A 12,844-nucleotide genomic window follows, 5' to 3' on the forward strand; every position below is an offset into this window, starting at 1 on the left:
ACGGAGACAACCATGGATTTCAGCTTTACCGATGAGCAGCAGCAGTTCGCCGACGCGCTGCGCCGTTATCTCGGCGAGCAATACGGCTTCGAAGCGCGCCAGGCCATCGTGCGCAGCGACGCGGGCGTGTCGGACACGCAATGGAGCGCGTTCGCCGAACTGGGGTTGACCGCGCTGCCCGTGCCGGACGCACAGGGCGGCTTCGGCGGCGGCCCGGTCGACATGCTGGTCGTGATGCAGGAACTCGGCCGCGCGCTCGTGATCGAGCCGTACTGGGCAACGGCGGTGGGCGTCGAGGCCTTGCGCATCGCCGGCTCCGGTGCCGGTGAGGATGCCGCGTTGCTGGAGGCGGTCGCGCAGGGGCAGAAACGTGTTGCGGTTGCTTTCCACGAGCCGCATGCGCGCTACGACCTGTTCGAACTCGATACGCATGCGCGCGAGCAGGGCGGCACGTACCGCCTGACGGGCACGAAGTCGGTCGTTCAGCACGGCGCGCAGGCGCATGCGTGGATCGTGCCTGCGCGCGTCGACGGCGGTGGCATCGGCCTGTTCGTCGTCGAACGGGATGCCGCGAATGCGAAGGTGGCCGACTACCGGACGATCGACGGCCAGCGTGCCGCGACGATCGGTTTCAATGAAACGCCGGCGCGACTGCTGACGGGCGGTGCACGCGACGCCGCCGCCCTCGAGCGGGTTGCCGATTACGCGACGTTCCTGCTGTGCGCGGAGGCGGTCGGAGCGCTCGACGAACTGAACCGCGCCACGGTCGAATACACGAAGACGCGCGAACAGTTCGGCATGCCGATCGCGCGTTTCCAGGCACTGCAGCACCGGATGGTCGACATGCTGATCCATGCCGAGCAGGCACGTTCGCTGACCTATCTGGCAGCCGTACGCTACGCGAGCGGCGATGCGGACGCGCGGCGCAAGGCGGTGTCGGCCGCGAAAGCGCGTGTCGGCGCCGCCGCGCGTTTCGTCGGCCAGCAGGCCGTTCAACTGCACGGCGGCATGGGCGTGACCAACGAGGTCGCCGCTGCGCACCTGTTCAAGCGGCTGACGATCATCGAGACGACGCTCGGCGACACCGATCACCATCTTGCGCGCATCGCGGCACTGCCCGATTTCGCGCAGGCCGACGCGGCATGACGGCGACGCGCGAGCGCGCCAGACAAGGAGACATCTAGTGGGCATCAGTTACGAAGACCTGGTGGTCGGTAGCACCACCGAAGTGGGCCGTTACACGTTCGAACCCGACGACATCAAGACGTTCGCGCAACGCTACGATCCGCAGCCGTTCCATCTCGACGAAGAAGCCGGGAAGGCATCGCATTTCGGCGGGCTTGTCGCGAGCGGCTGGCATACGTGTTCGGTGTTCATGAGCCTGCTCGTCAAGAAGCTCGGCCGGGACTCGACCAGCATGGGCTCGCCGGGCATCGACTCGATCCGCTGGCTCAAGCCGGTGCGTGCGGGCGATACGATCACGATGTACCAGAAGGTCCACGACAAGCGTGTGTCCGAGAGCAAGCCCGACCGCGGCATCGTGTCGACGGAATGGGTCGGCGTGAACGAGGCCGGCGAGACGGTGATTACCGTGCACACGAAAGTGATCTTCGGGCTGCGCCATCCGGGAGGCGTGCAGGCATGACGGAAATGACCTTGCCGCTGATCGCGTCGGCGCAGGCGCTGCAGGCACGCGTCGGCGCGGAGCCGCTCGCGAGCGGCTGGATCGTGATCGATCAGAAGCGCGTCGACGGGTTTGCCGACGCGACCGGCGATCATCAATGGATTCACGTCGATCCCGAGCGCGCGCAACGCGAGTCGCCGTTCGGCGGGCCGATCGCCCACGGGTTCCTGACGCTGTCGCTGATTCCGGCGTTGATGACCGACGCGATGCGTTTCGAGCAGAAGATGGGCGTGAACTACGGACTGAACCGCGTGCGGTTCCTGAAGCCGGTGCCGGTCGGCGCGCGCGTGCGTGCGCTGTTTGCGGTAAAGGAAACCGCCGAGGCCGCGCGGAACGGCGTGCAGGTGACGTGGTCGGTGACGATGCAGGTCGAGCGTCCCGATGCGCCGCAGCCGGTTTGCGCGGCGGAATTCATCACGCTGCATTACTTCTGAAGCGGGGAGCGGCATGCGTGGATGCCGCTCCGCCCGTCACTTGCGTGTCAGTGCTTCGCGTATTGCGTTGCGCCGAACAGCACCTCGCGTGCCTTGTCGTCCTGCAGCGCCTTGCGCATCGACGCGAGCACTTCGACACCGCGCTGCACGGCCGGTCGCGCGGCGATCGTGTCGTACCAGCGCTTCACGTTCGGCAATTCGTCGAGCACGATGCCCTGGTTCTGCCATGAGCGCGTCCACGGGAACGTCGCAATGTCCGCGATCGTGTACGTGTCGCCCGCGAGATACTCGGATTCGCCGAGTCGCTTGTCCATCACGTTGTACAGGCGTTTCGCTTCGTTCGTGTAGCGGTTGACCGCATACTCGATCTTCTCCGGCGCATACAGGCGGAAGTGGTGCGCCTGCCCGAGCATCGGCCCGACGCCGCCCATCTGGAACATCAGCCATTCGAGCGTGGCATAGCGTGCGGCCGGATCGGTCGGCAGGAACTTGCCGGTCTTCTCTGCGAGGTAGATCAGGATCGCGCCCGATTCGAACAGCGAGATCGGCTTGCCGTCGGGGCCGTCCGGATCGACGATCGCGGGGATCTTGTTGTTCGGGCTGATCTTCAGGAATTCCGGCTTGAACTGGTCGCCTGCGCCGATATCGACCGGATGGACACGATAGGCGAGGCCCGTTTCCTCGAGCATGATGTGCACCTTGTGGCCGTTCGGGGTCGCCCAGCTATAGACGTCGATCATCGTGAACTCCTTTGTTGCGTGCGCGAAAACGGCGCTGGCAGCGCCGCGACAGGCGGTCATTAGAGCATGGATCGATGCGCGCTGCTGGCGACGCAAACACGCGTGCCGATACGTGTGCGCGGGCGTGCGAGCGCTCGCCGCCGCCATCGCGCGCGGCGTTTCCTGGTGGATGCGGTCAGGCAGGCGGAACGCAGGCGTGGCGGCTCAGCGCTTGTAGCGGGGCGGGCGCTTCTCGAGAAATGCGGTGATTCCCTCGAGCCCGTCCGCATGATGCAGCGACGCGACGAAATGATCGCGTTCGGTGCCGAGGTGCGCGTCGAGCGGTTGCGTCGTCGCGTCGTCGAGCAGCGACTTGATGCGCGTGAGCGCGTTCGGCGAGATGCCGGCGAGTGCATCGGCCCATGCCAGCGCGTCGGTCAACGCCGCGCCCGGCACGGCGAGCCGGTTGACGACGCCGAGCGCGTGCAGACGTTCGGCCGCGACGGGTTTGCCTTCGAACAGGATTTCGGCCGCGAGCGCGCGCGGCAGTGCGCGGGCGATGAACCACGAACCGCCCCCGTCGGGTGTCAGGCCGACACGCGCGTATGACATCACGAATTTCGCATCGTGCGCGGCGACGATCAGGTCGCACGCGAGCGCGAGCGAAAAGCCCGCGCCGGCCGCCGCGCCTTCGACCGCCGCGATCACCGGCTTCGTCGAAGCGTGGATCGCCGTTACCCATGCGGCGAGCTGATCGATGCTGTCGGCCTGGTAGGACGGATCCTTCGAACGGTTGTCGAGCAGCCGGTTCAGGTTGCCGCCCGCGCAGAAGAAGCGATCGGCACCGGTCAGCACGACAGCGCGAATCCCGGGATCGCGCTCTGCGGTGGCGAGCGCCTCGATGCCGGCTGCGTACATGTCGGGATGCAGCGCATTGCGTGCGCCGGGATTGGATAGCGTGAGGACGAGCGTCGAGTCGCTCTCGGGCGGGCGCGAGGCCAGCAGTTCAGCACTCATGCGAGCGTGTCTCCATCGGATGGCGGGGCTGCGGCGCCGTGCGCGCCGCGCACGCGGATGCGACCGATGCCGCAGCGGATGTAATGTTGTCGTGACGAACGCAATACTTGCTTTAGACTAGCACGAACGTGCTTTTCGGCGCGATGAATCTCGCTGCGGCCGGCACCGTTGCGGCCGCGTTCCAGCAACGAAGGAGACTCCGATGCTACAGCTGTGCGGTATTCCGTTGTCCAACTATTACAACAAGGTGAAGTTCGTCCTGCTCGAGCACGACATTCCGTTCGAGGAGTCGGTGTGCGGTTTGCCGATCAGCGATCCGGCCCGGCTCGCCGATTCGCCGCTCGGCAAGATTCCGTTCCTGAAGACCGAAGAAGGCGCATTGTTCGAGTCGCAGGTGATCATCGAATACCTGGCGGCGCGTTATCCCGAGAAAGGCATTTTCCCGGCGAGCCCGTTCGCGGCTGCGAAGGTGCGCGAACTGGTCGAGACGCTCGAGCTGTATCTCGAATGGATGGCGCGCGAAGTCTATACGGAAGCTTTTTTCGGCGGCAAGGTCAGCGACGGGACGAAGGCGCACGTCGAGAAGCGCCTGCCGCGCGCGATCGATGCGTTCAAACAGATGACGCAGTTTTCGCCGTATGCGCTCGGCGAGTCGTTCGGCCTCGCCGACATCGCCGCATGGGTCCATCTGCCGGTCATCGGGATGGCGACGAAGGCCATTTTCGGACGCGATTTCCTGCTCGACGCGGGTATCGACTGGAAGGCGCACGCGAAGATCGTCGGCGAGCGTCCGGCCGCGCAGCGCGTGGCAGCCGAGCGCAAAGCGTATATCGAGGCGACGAGCGTCGCGCGTTCGTAAACGCGGTTCCTGCAGGGTGGCCTCGGGCCGCCCGTGCAGGACTTACAGGCGGGCGAGCCGTTCGAGCGCGGATGCGAGCGTGCTTTCCTGCTTCGCGAAGCAGAAGCGGACGACGCCCGATTCGTGCGGCTCGTGATAGAACGCCGACACAGGAATGGCGGCCACGCCGATCTCCGACGTGAGCCACTTCGAGAATTCCGCTTCCGGCAGGTCGCTGATCGCCGAATAATCGACGCACTGGAAGTACGTACCCGTGCAGGGCAGCAGCTTGAAGCGCGTGCGCTCGAGGCCGGCACGGAAGAAGTCGCGCTTCTTCTGGTAGAAGTCGGCAAGCGTCAGGTACGGTGCCGGGTCGCGCAGGTAGTCGGCGAGCCCGACCTGCATCGGTGTGTTCACCGTGAACACGTTGAACTGGTGGACCTTGCGGAATTCTGCGGTCAGCGCGGCAGGGGCTGCGACATAACCGACCTTCCAGCCCGTCACGTGATAGGTCTTGCCGAAGCTCGACACGATGAAGCTGCGCGCGGCGAGTTCCGGATAACGCGCGACGCTCTCATGGCGCGCGCCGTCATAGACCATGTGCTCGTAGACCTCGTCGGACAGGATCAGCACGTTGGTGCCACGCACGATCTCTTCGAGCTTGCGCATGTCCGCCTCGCGCCACACGGTACCCGTCGGGTTATGCGGCGTGTTGATCAGGATCATGCGCGTGTTCGGCGTGATGGCGGCCGCCAGGCGGTCGAACGGAATCGCGTAGTCGGGCGCCTCCAGCGTGACGAACACGGGTGTGCCGCCCGCGAGTTCGATCGACGGCAGGTAGCTGTCGTAGGTCGGTTCGACGACGATCACCTCATCACCCGGATGCACCGTGCACAGGATCGCGGTGAGCAGTGCCTGCGTCGCGCCGGCCGTGACGGTGATTTCGGTCGCCGGATCGTAACGCCGGCCGTAGACCTGCGCGATCTTGTCTGCGATTGCCTCGCGCAGCGGCGCGACACCGGCCATCGGCGGATACTGGTTGTGCCCGTTGCGCATCGCGGCGGCAACTGCATCGACGATGCGCGGATCGCAGTCGAAATCCGGAAAGCCCTGGCCGAGGTTCACGGCGCCTTTTTCTGCTGCAAGCGCGCTCATGACCGTGAAGATCGTCGTGCCGACGTTCGGCAGGCGCGAAGGGAAAACGGGAGTCGTTGGCATGTCTGAAGGAGCGTTCATCGAGACGGTCGAAATCGGGTGGTGTTGCGTGCGTCAAGCCGGCGTGGCGTCGAGCGCGCAGGCCTCGGCAAAGGGGGCGGGTTGCGCGATCCGGAAGCCGAAATCGCGCGCGGTGCGCTTCGCGAGCTTCAGCAGCGCGCGGTCTTTCGACACGAGCCAATCGGCCTGGGCGGCGCGGGCGAGTTCAAGAAACTTCTGGTCGTCGCGGTCCTTGCACTTCGGCAGCGGCGGCGCGTCGGCGTCGACGGCCGGCGGCTCGACGAGGCTCGCCAGGCGGGCGACGGTTGCGAGCGCGGCCGCCTTGTCGACGGCGCGCGCCTGGAACTGCGGATAATCGAGCACGTACTCGAGTTCGGTCAGGCAGCGGCCGTCGATCACGGCGGCAAGCGTGCCGCGTTCGAGCGCGGCGCGGATCGGGCGCGTAGCGGGGTCGTCGAATACGAGGATGTCGATCCAGACGTTCGAGTCGAGCACGACGCGATGTGCGGCATGCGGGGCGGGAGAGCGGGTCATTCGTTACAATCGGTGGTTTTCGTCTGACCGCAAGGCACGGCGTGCCAGCGAGCCTCTATGATAATCGTTCTCTCTCCCGCCAAATCCCTCGACTACGATACGCCCGCGCACGTCCAGTCTTACACGAAGCCTGCATTCGTCGACGACGCGTCCGAGCTGATCGACGGCCTGCGCAAGCTTTCGCCGCAGGACATCGCGACGCTGATGGATATCTCCGATCCGCTTGCACGCCTGAATTTCCAGCGCTACGCGGACTGGTCGCCGACCTTTACGCCGGCCAACGCGAAGCAGGCCGTGCTCGCATTCAACGGCGACGTATATGAAGGATTCGACGCCAAATCGCTGTCGTCCGCCGATCTCGACTATGCGCAGCAGCACGTGCGCGTGCTGTCGGGGCTCTACGGGCTGCTGCGTCCCCTCGATCTGCTGCAGCCGTACCGTCTCGAGATGGGTACGCGTTTCGCGAACGCGCGCGGCAAGGATCTGTACGCGTTCTGGGGCGACCGTATCACGCGGGCGCTGAACGAGCAGCTCGAAACGCGCAGCGGCGCGGCGCGCGTGCTCGTCAACTGCGCATCGACCGAATACTTCAAGTCGGTCAAGCCGAAACTGCTGGCCGCGCCCGTCGTCACGCCGGTGTTCGAGGACTGGAAGGGCGGCCGCTACAAGATCATCAGCTTCCATGCGAAGCGTGCGCGCGGCCTGATGGCGCGTTTTATCGTCGAGAACCGGATTGCCGACCCGAAGGCGCTGAAGGAATTCGCGACGGAAGGCTATGCGTTCGATGCGGCTGCGTCGAACGATTCGACTTACGTATATCGCCGGCGAGTCGGCGAGTGACCCTGCCGGCCGTTCACGAGACGGCCGGCGCATGCATGAGGCCGGGCAAGCGCTACACCGCGTGTTCCGGTCGCCAGCTTTACATGGAACCGGTGTAAGCGCCAAAGCGCCAACTCCGGTCGACAAAGGAGAGACAGATGGCCCTTTCGATCACCAGCAATTTCGACGCAGGCGCAATCGACGTCGTGTCGTGCGACAGCCCCGATGCGATTCGGTTGCGCGTGCGTGGCGACAACCGCTCGGAATTCGCGCAATGGTTTTACTACCGCTTGACGGGCGCGCGCGGCGAGCGCTGTGTGATGACGTTCGAGAATGCGGCTGAATGCGCGTATCCGTCGGGCTGGCGCAATTACAGCGCGGTGGCGAGCTATGACCGGGTCGACTGGTTCCGCGTGCCGACGACGTTCGACGGCAAGACGATGACCATCGACCATACGCCGGAATTCGACAGCATCTACTACGCGTATTTCGAACCGTACTCGGAAGAGCGTCATGCGGCATTTCTCGGTGCGGTCCAGCAGTTGCCGCAGGCGAGCGTCGTCGAACTCGGTCGCACGGTCGAAGGTCGTCCGATGTCGCTGCTGACGCTCGGTACGCCGGAGACCGACGGCGCACCGAAAAAGAAGGTGTGGATCATCGCGCGCCAGCATCCCGGCGAGTCGATGGCCGAGTGGTTCGTCGAAGGTCTCGTCAAGCGGCTGGCCGGATGGGGCGACTGGGCCGGCGATCCGGTCGCGCGCAAGCTCTACGATCGCGTGACGTTCCACATCGTCCCGAACATGAATCCGGACGGCAGCGTGCATGGCAACCTGCGCACCAATGCGGCGGGCGCGAACCTGAACCGCGAGTGGATGGCGCCCGATGCCGAGCGCAGTCCCGAGGTGCTGGCCGTGCGCGATGCGATCCATGCGATCGGCTGCGACATGTTCTTCGACATTCATGGCGACGAGGATCTGCCGTACGTGTTCGTTGCCGGGTCGGAAATGCTGCCGAGCTTTACCGAGCAGCAGGGCAAGGAGCAGACTGCGTTCATCGAAGCGTTCAAGGTTGCGAGCCCCGACTTCCAGACTGAGCATGGCTATGCGGCGAGCAAGTACAAGGAGGACGCGCTCAAGCTCGCGTCGAAGTACATCGGCCACCAGTTCGGCTGCCTGTCGCTGACGCTCGAGATGCCGTTCAAGGACAACGCGAACCTGCCCGACGAGCGAGTCGGCTGGAACGGCGAGCGAAGCGCGGCGCTTGGCGCGGCGATGCTGGCCGCGATCCTGGTGCACGTCGACACGTTCGCGTAAGCGCAGCGTTGCCGTATGAAAAAAGCCGGGGCATCTCAGGATGCTCCGGCTTTTTTGCTTCTGTCGAGGTTGCTTCGTCGAATCAGGACTTCTTCGCGCTCTTCTTCACGACCTTCTTCTGTCCGCTCGACTTTTTCGTTGCGGCGGCCTTCTTGCTGCCGGTGCGGCCCGATGCTTTCGCCTTGACCTTGCCTCGGTGCGACTTGCCCTTGAACTTCTTCGTCGAGGACGTGGAGCGCTCGACGCGCGGCTTCAGCGGCGGAACCGGGTCGTTCCAGCTGAACGCGAGCATTTGCTGACCGACATAGCCGCATCGGAACTTCAGCGGCGTCGGGTCGCTGCCGTCGCTGTGGATGCCGAGTCCGTCGACAGTGACGATATTGTCGACCTTCACGCGCTGCTTGCCCTGGTCGAACGAGTCGTTCCATGGCGTGATTGTCGCGTTGCCGCTGTCGAATGTGTTCGGTGCGAAGTCGACGCGGTCGAACGCCGACGACGTGCTGGCGATGAAGCTGCCGTGCGCCGCACAATCGGCGGCGAGCGGATCGGCATGCATTTCGTTGACGAATTTGTTGATCAGTTCGGAGCGCTGGTCGAGCAGGTCGGCGAATGCCGGTGTCGGAAGCGCAAGCGACAGGCCCGCAATACAGGCTGCCAGCTTGCCGAGCGCCCGGAAAATCCGGAGCGACGCAGGAGAGCTGTCCATCTGGTTATTGGTGAGGAGCGAATGAGACATCGGGCACGTATAGATGCCCGATGAAGAACCGGAGTTCAATCTTAGCGTAAAAAAGTTGTGCGGCAGTAGATGTCGCATTCTGCCGCACCGCGCGAGGCCCTGCCGGCGGGTGATTGCGGTGTCGCCGCCGGAGGGCGATTCAGGCGCGCGGGCCGCCGAGGCGATAGCGCCGGACGTCGAAGGTCGTGACCCACGCGGGACGATAGACCGCGATGAGCGCCGTTGCCATGCCGGTGAACCACGCTTCGCCGAGTGCGAGAAGCGCCGTGTTCAGCAGGTAGCCGGCCGGAATCACGACAGGCACGCCGTCCGCCAGCGCGAGCTGGACCCCGGCCGCGGCAGCAGCGACTGCAACGATTGCGATGGCCGGCGACAGGAATCCCTGGCCGGTGATGAACGATGCGAGATTGTGCGGCAACCATGCGAGTGCGGCGCGCTGCAGCAATGCCGACACGGCGACCGGCAGCGCGCCGTAGATCAGATAGGTCAGGCCAATGCCCTGCCAGGGCGCGTCGAAAATGATCGCGGCAACCGCCGTGACGGCGCCCATCGCGATCAATGCGAGTGTCCAGTCGAACAGTGTGACGAGCAGCGTCGCGCCAAGCAGATGCATGACGATGCCGTCTTCGAGCCACGCATTCGAGGCCCAGAGAACCGTAATGGCGGTGACGAGCGCGAGCCACACGTGCTGGAGCGTGGCGTCCTGCAGGCGCACGAAGGGGCGATTCCAGATCGCGAGCGCGAGCAGGGCCACGGCGGCGATCCAGCCACCGATGCCAACCCAGAGCGGAAGCGGTGTGAAGAGAAAACCCATTCGTCCATATTACTCGTTGAGCATCAAAGGTGGGAATCCACACACGCCGACCGTCGCAATATCGAGACTGTCTGGCTAGCGTTCGCGCCGAAACCGCGCCGGCGGTTCGGCGGCGATCGGCAGGTCCTGTGTGCTGTCGATCGAGGCAGGCACCGGGTACGGGCGGTCCTTCCGTTGCGTACGCAGCGGAACCGGGCCCTGTTGGCCGATAGGCGGCTTGCGCGTGCGGTTGCGATTCGCCAGCAGCACCTCGAGGTGGGGCGACAGCCAGCCGTTGTAGATCGCGACCGCGGCGGCGCGATTGGCGGCACCGAGTTGCTGGAAGATGCTGGCGAGGTGGATCTTGACGGTGCCTTCGCTGATGCCGAGCGTACGGGCGATCATCTTGTTGGTGCTGCCCATGTGGACGAAGCGCATGATCTGAGCTTGGCGTGGCGACAAGAGGCCGCTCGGCGGCCGGCGGGGAAGCGACCCGGCGAGTGTCTGGAAATGGGCATCGTAGCGCGCCGCAGCAGCGGAAGGCAGCAGACGGAGCGCGATCGGCGGGATGTAATGCCCGCCCAGCAGGACGATCTCGAGCGCACGCACGATCAGGTGCGGCCGCGTGGAATGCGGGATCACGCCGGCGACACCATAGTTGAAGAAGCGCTGGATGGCTTCCGGCGATGTTTCGTCGACCAGGACGGCGACGGGTGTCGGCGAGCACGCGCTGCAGAGCGCCTGAAGCTCGCTGAGTCGGCCGACGTCGAGCCAGTCGATCGCGACGAGGTCGAAACGCTGGTTGCGCAGCAGCCTGCGCGCCTGAAAACTGTCGGGCGCATCGTTGATGCTGGCGTGACGGTCGATCTGTCGCAACAGGGCCTTCAGTCCGTCACGCCGCTCGGCGTCTGAATTGAGCATCAGGAACCGCATATTCAACCTCCGTAATGTGAGCCATTGATCTGCCGTCTGGCATGCCTTGGGTCTGATGATGACAAAGACCTTACACGATGTCTGCTTGGCTGAAAGGCTTAGGAAAAGTATGAAATTTCGGACGGAGGGATGGCGGACAAGAAAAAAGCCGCTCCGGCGGGAACCGTGAGCGGCTTCGGACGGGCAGGCCGTCAGGGTACTGCTGTGTGGGTCAGTGAAAGTGCGGTTGGGCGGGTGATGCGTCTTCCGGCATTTCCGCGTGGACGATTTCGCCGAGCGGGTCTGCGTAAAGCGGTACGCCGCAGTCGTCGCAGTATTCGGGTTCGAAGCGGCCTGCGTGCCGCCGGACGTCGGTTACACCGCATTCCTTCAGCAGGCTCACGATTTCCTCGAGCGGTCCTTCGATCGGCGCTTCGCCTTCGAGCGTCGCGCTGTCGATCGACACGTCGCCGTTTTCACGACCGTAGAGCGGCCATACGACGCCGTAGATTACGTCGTTGCTGGCACGCCGCGTGAAGCCGACACGATACTCGTCGATACGGCGTTCTCCGAAGCCGGCGACCACCGCGCGAAGCTCTTGCGGTGCCGCACCAAGTGTGTCGAAAAGATAACGAATGGCGGTTCGCACCGTGTGCGGACGCACCCGCTCGTCCGCATCCCGGCAAGCCGAATAGTACGCGTCCGGAAGCAGGCATTCGAACTCGCAGCCGGGCAGGGCGATCGACAGGTTCGGGCCGCCCTGGGCCGTCCATTGCTCGAGGCACTGGCCACGCTCGATCCGGCTGCCGTTTTCCTCTTCCTGCCATCGGAACAGCGGCGCGCCGGCGGGCGCGGCGACGACGGCGAGCAGGAAGCGCGGGTCGGCCAGGATCGGCGAAGTTTCAGGCAGGTCGCCGAAGCTGAGCTTGGGGGTGTGCTGGGTGATCGCTGCATGAGCGAGCTGCTGGGCCAGCCGGTAGGTCTCGACGTGGTGCCGCGGCAACTGGTCAATGCTGTAAAGGAACGGTGCAAGGCCGACGAGGGTGCCGTTCGCAAGGACGTGAGCCTGCAAGTGCGTTCGCAGCGCGTCGGCAACGTCACCCTTCAGCGGGCCGGACGGAATCATGTAGCGCGTCCACGCGAGAACCGGGACGGCGACCAGCAGCGCGTCGAACGGTTGGCCGTCGTGCTCGATCACCATCGACTCGCTGTGCGTCTCGGCCATGTCGGCGAGCGCGCCATAGGCGTCGGGATGATTCTGCTGAAGATGGTCGAGCGCTGCGTCGAGCGTGGTCTGGTTGCCGTTGCGGACAATCTTGGCGAGCAGCGCGTCGAGCTTCGCTTCCCAGAAGCGATCCTCGATGCGGCTGCCCGACGCGAAGAGCGCAAGCGACAGACCGACCAGTTTGTCGGCATCGGGGGGGAGGCGTTTGGCGATTCGCTGGCGCATATTAAAGACGTATATAGAAAGAGGCGAAGAACCTCACATTCTAGTCCGTTCTTTGCACCATAAGCGGTCTCGTGCCGAGGCATGGCAGATCGGCCGGATCGCAGCCTTTGTAAAAAAGTTGCGTCAAACCCCTTGCGCAGTTCGAAGAGGGTGCTTAGAATCACGCCTCTTTCGCGCTAACGGAAACACGGCGCGGGAGAGGGAAGCGAAGCTGGTGGTGTGCTGCAGTGTCGGGCGCGCGGCTGGTGAAGAAAGTTGAACCCCGCAGTCGCAACGATGTAGTGTAAAAAGTTGTTGACGAACTGCGAAACACGGTTCATAATCTCGCTTCTCTGCTGCTGAAAACGCAGCGCTGCCGGGAAACACGAAGTTCCTCGCAG

General features: G+C 64.5%; 14 protein-coding genes. 6 read left to right on the forward strand and 8 right to left on the reverse strand.

The window, feature by feature from the left end:
* The first annotated feature begins 12 nt into the window (after positions 1 to 12).
* Genes L810_RS34600 through L810_RS34610 form a run of 3 tightly spaced genes read left to right on the forward strand, consistent with a single transcriptional unit; the run spans position 13 to position 2,118 of the window.
* On the forward strand, positions 13 to 1,146 hold the full coding sequence (locus L810_RS34600) for an acyl-CoA dehydrogenase family protein (RefSeq protein WP_042977377.1): 1,134 nt from the start codon (positions 13 to 15) through the stop codon (positions 1,144 to 1,146).
* Positions 1,147 to 1,183: 37 nt separating this feature from the next.
* Entirely contained in the window at positions 1,184 to 1,645 is a 462-nt protein-coding gene (locus L810_RS34605; protein WP_042977379.1) for a MaoC family dehydratase, read from the forward strand.
* A complete protein-coding gene (locus L810_RS34610; RefSeq protein WP_021162823.1) occupies positions 1,642 to 2,118 on the forward strand; it encodes a MaoC family dehydratase in 477 nt (158 codons plus the stop codon). The genes L810_RS34605 and L810_RS34610 overlap by 4 nt, the downstream gene beginning before the upstream one ends.
* Before the next feature lie 47 nt (positions 2,119 to 2,165).
* Here the strand turns inward: L810_RS34610 and L810_RS34615 are convergent, their stop codons facing one another.
* Positions 2,166 to 2,858 carry a glutathione binding-like protein gene (locus L810_RS34615; protein WP_042977391.1) on the reverse strand — a complete coding sequence of 231 codons (693 nt, stop codon included), beginning with the start codon at positions 2,856 to 2,858 and terminating at the stop codon, positions 2,166 to 2,168.
* Between the two features lie 204 nt (positions 2,859 to 3,062).
* A complete protein-coding gene (locus tag L810_RS34620; RefSeq protein ID WP_021162825.1) occupies positions 3,063 to 3,854 on the reverse strand; it encodes an oxepin-CoA hydrolase, alternative type in 792 nt (263 codons plus the stop codon).
* Between the two features lie 202 nt (positions 3,855 to 4,056).
* Here L810_RS34620 and L810_RS34625 point away from each other — a divergent pair, with 202 nt between their 5' ends.
* Complete coding sequence (locus L810_RS34625; protein WP_021162826.1) at positions 4,057 to 4,713, forward strand: glutathione S-transferase family protein; 657 nt, start codon at positions 4,057 to 4,059, stop codon at positions 4,711 to 4,713.
* A gap of 42 nt (positions 4,714 to 4,755) precedes the next feature.
* Here L810_RS34625 and L810_RS34630 read toward each other — a convergent pair whose 3' ends face one another.
* Both L810_RS34630 and L810_RS34635 read right to left on the reverse strand, forming a co-directional pair.
* The gene (locus tag L810_RS34630; protein WP_042977381.1) at positions 4,756 to 5,928 is read right to left on the reverse strand and encodes a pyridoxal phosphate-dependent aminotransferase; all 1,173 of its coding nucleotides are present in this window, start codon (positions 5,926 to 5,928) and stop codon (positions 4,756 to 4,758) included.
* Between the two features lie 33 nt (positions 5,929 to 5,961).
* Positions 5,962 to 6,441: a putative toxin-antitoxin system toxin component, PIN family gene (locus L810_RS34635; RefSeq protein WP_021162828.1), complete on the reverse strand. Its 480-nt coding sequence runs from the start codon at positions 6,439 to 6,441 to the stop codon at positions 5,962 to 5,964.
* A gap of 57 nt (positions 6,442 to 6,498) precedes the next feature.
* On the opposite strand from L810_RS34635, the gene yaaA reads away from it, so the two are divergent.
* Positions 6,499 to 7,281: a peroxide stress protein YaaA gene (yaaA, locus tag L810_RS34640; RefSeq protein ID WP_021162829.1), complete on the forward strand. Its 783-nt coding sequence runs from the start codon at positions 6,499 to 6,501 to the stop codon at positions 7,279 to 7,281.
* 137 nt (positions 7,282 to 7,418) lie between these two features.
* Positions 7,419 to 8,573 (forward strand): M14 family metallopeptidase, encoded by a 1,155-nt coding sequence (locus tag L810_RS34645; protein WP_021162831.1) that lies wholly within the window; start codon positions 7,419 to 7,421, stop codon positions 8,571 to 8,573.
* Between the two features lie 82 nt (positions 8,574 to 8,655).
* Here the strand turns inward: L810_RS34645 and L810_RS34650 are convergent, their stop codons facing one another.
* From L810_RS34650 to L810_RS34665, 4 genes are all read right to left on the reverse strand, one after another.
* Positions 8,656 to 9,309, reverse strand: coding sequence for a BspC domain-containing protein (locus L810_RS34650; protein WP_042977384.1), 654 nt, complete (start codon positions 9,307 to 9,309; stop codon positions 8,656 to 8,658).
* 139 nt (positions 9,310 to 9,448) lie between these two features.
* A complete protein-coding gene (locus tag L810_RS34655; protein ID WP_021162833.1) occupies positions 9,449 to 10,123 on the reverse strand; it encodes an energy-coupling factor ABC transporter permease in 675 nt (224 codons plus the stop codon).
* A gap of 75 nt (positions 10,124 to 10,198) precedes the next feature.
* Positions 10,199 to 11,035 carry a response regulator transcription factor gene (locus L810_RS34660; RefSeq protein WP_021162834.1) on the reverse strand — a complete coding sequence of 279 codons (837 nt, stop codon included), beginning with the start codon at positions 11,033 to 11,035 and terminating at the stop codon, positions 10,199 to 10,201.
* A 211-nt stretch (positions 11,036 to 11,246) separates the two neighbouring features.
* Positions 11,247 to 12,464, reverse strand: a complete 1,218-nt coding sequence (locus tag L810_RS34665) for a DUF2863 family protein (protein ID WP_021162835.1) — start codon at positions 12,462 to 12,464, stop codon at positions 11,247 to 11,249.
* Between the last annotated feature and the right edge of the window lie 380 nt (positions 12,465 to 12,844).

The organism is Burkholderia sp. AU4i (genome assembly GCF_000466765.1).
In the GTDB taxonomy this organism is placed as follows: domain Bacteria; phylum Pseudomonadota; class Gammaproteobacteria; order Burkholderiales; family Burkholderiaceae; genus Burkholderia; species Burkholderia cepacia.

Coding starts and splice junctions, on each gene's coding strand:
- L810_RS34600 (WP_042977377.1), top strand. CDS start 13: ATGGATTTCAGCTTTACCGATGAGCAGCAGCAGTTCGCCGACGCGCTG.
- L810_RS34610 (WP_021162823.1), top strand. CDS start 1,642: ATGACGGAAATGACCTTGCCGCTGATCGCGTCGGCGCAGGCGCTGCAG.
- L810_RS34615 (WP_042977391.1), bottom strand. CDS start 2,858: ATGATCGACGTCTATAGCTGGGCGACCCCGAACGGCCACAAGGTGCAC.
- L810_RS34620 (WP_021162825.1), bottom strand. CDS start 3,854: ATGAGTGCTGAACTGCTGGCCTCGCGCCCGCCCGAGAGCGACTCGACG.
- L810_RS34625 (WP_021162826.1), top strand. CDS start 4,057: ATGCTACAGCTGTGCGGTATTCCGTTGTCCAACTATTACAACAAGGTG.
- L810_RS34630 (WP_042977381.1), bottom strand. CDS start 5,928: ATGAACGCTCCTTCAGACATGCCAACGACTCCCGTTTTCCCTTCGCGC.
- L810_RS34635 (WP_021162828.1), bottom strand. CDS start 6,441: ATGACCCGCTCTCCCGCCCCGCATGCCGCACATCGCGTCGTGCTCGAC.
- yaaA (WP_021162829.1), top strand. CDS start 6,499: ATGATAATCGTTCTCTCTCCCGCCAAATCCCTCGACTACGATACGCCC.
- L810_RS34645 (WP_021162831.1), top strand. CDS start 7,419: ATGGCCCTTTCGATCACCAGCAATTTCGACGCAGGCGCAATCGACGTC.
- L810_RS34650 (WP_042977384.1), bottom strand. CDS start 9,309: ATGTCTCATTCGCTCCTCACCAATAACCAGATGGACAGCTCTCCTGCG.
- L810_RS34655 (WP_021162833.1), bottom strand. CDS start 10,123: ATGGGTTTTCTCTTCACACCGCTTCCGCTCTGGGTTGGCATCGGTGGC.
- L810_RS34660 (WP_021162834.1), bottom strand. CDS start 11,035: ATGCGGTTCCTGATGCTCAATTCAGACGCCGAGCGGCGTGACGGACTG.
- L810_RS34665 (WP_021162835.1), bottom strand. CDS start 12,464: ATGCGCCAGCGAATCGCCAAACGCCTCCCCCCCGATGCCGACAAACTG.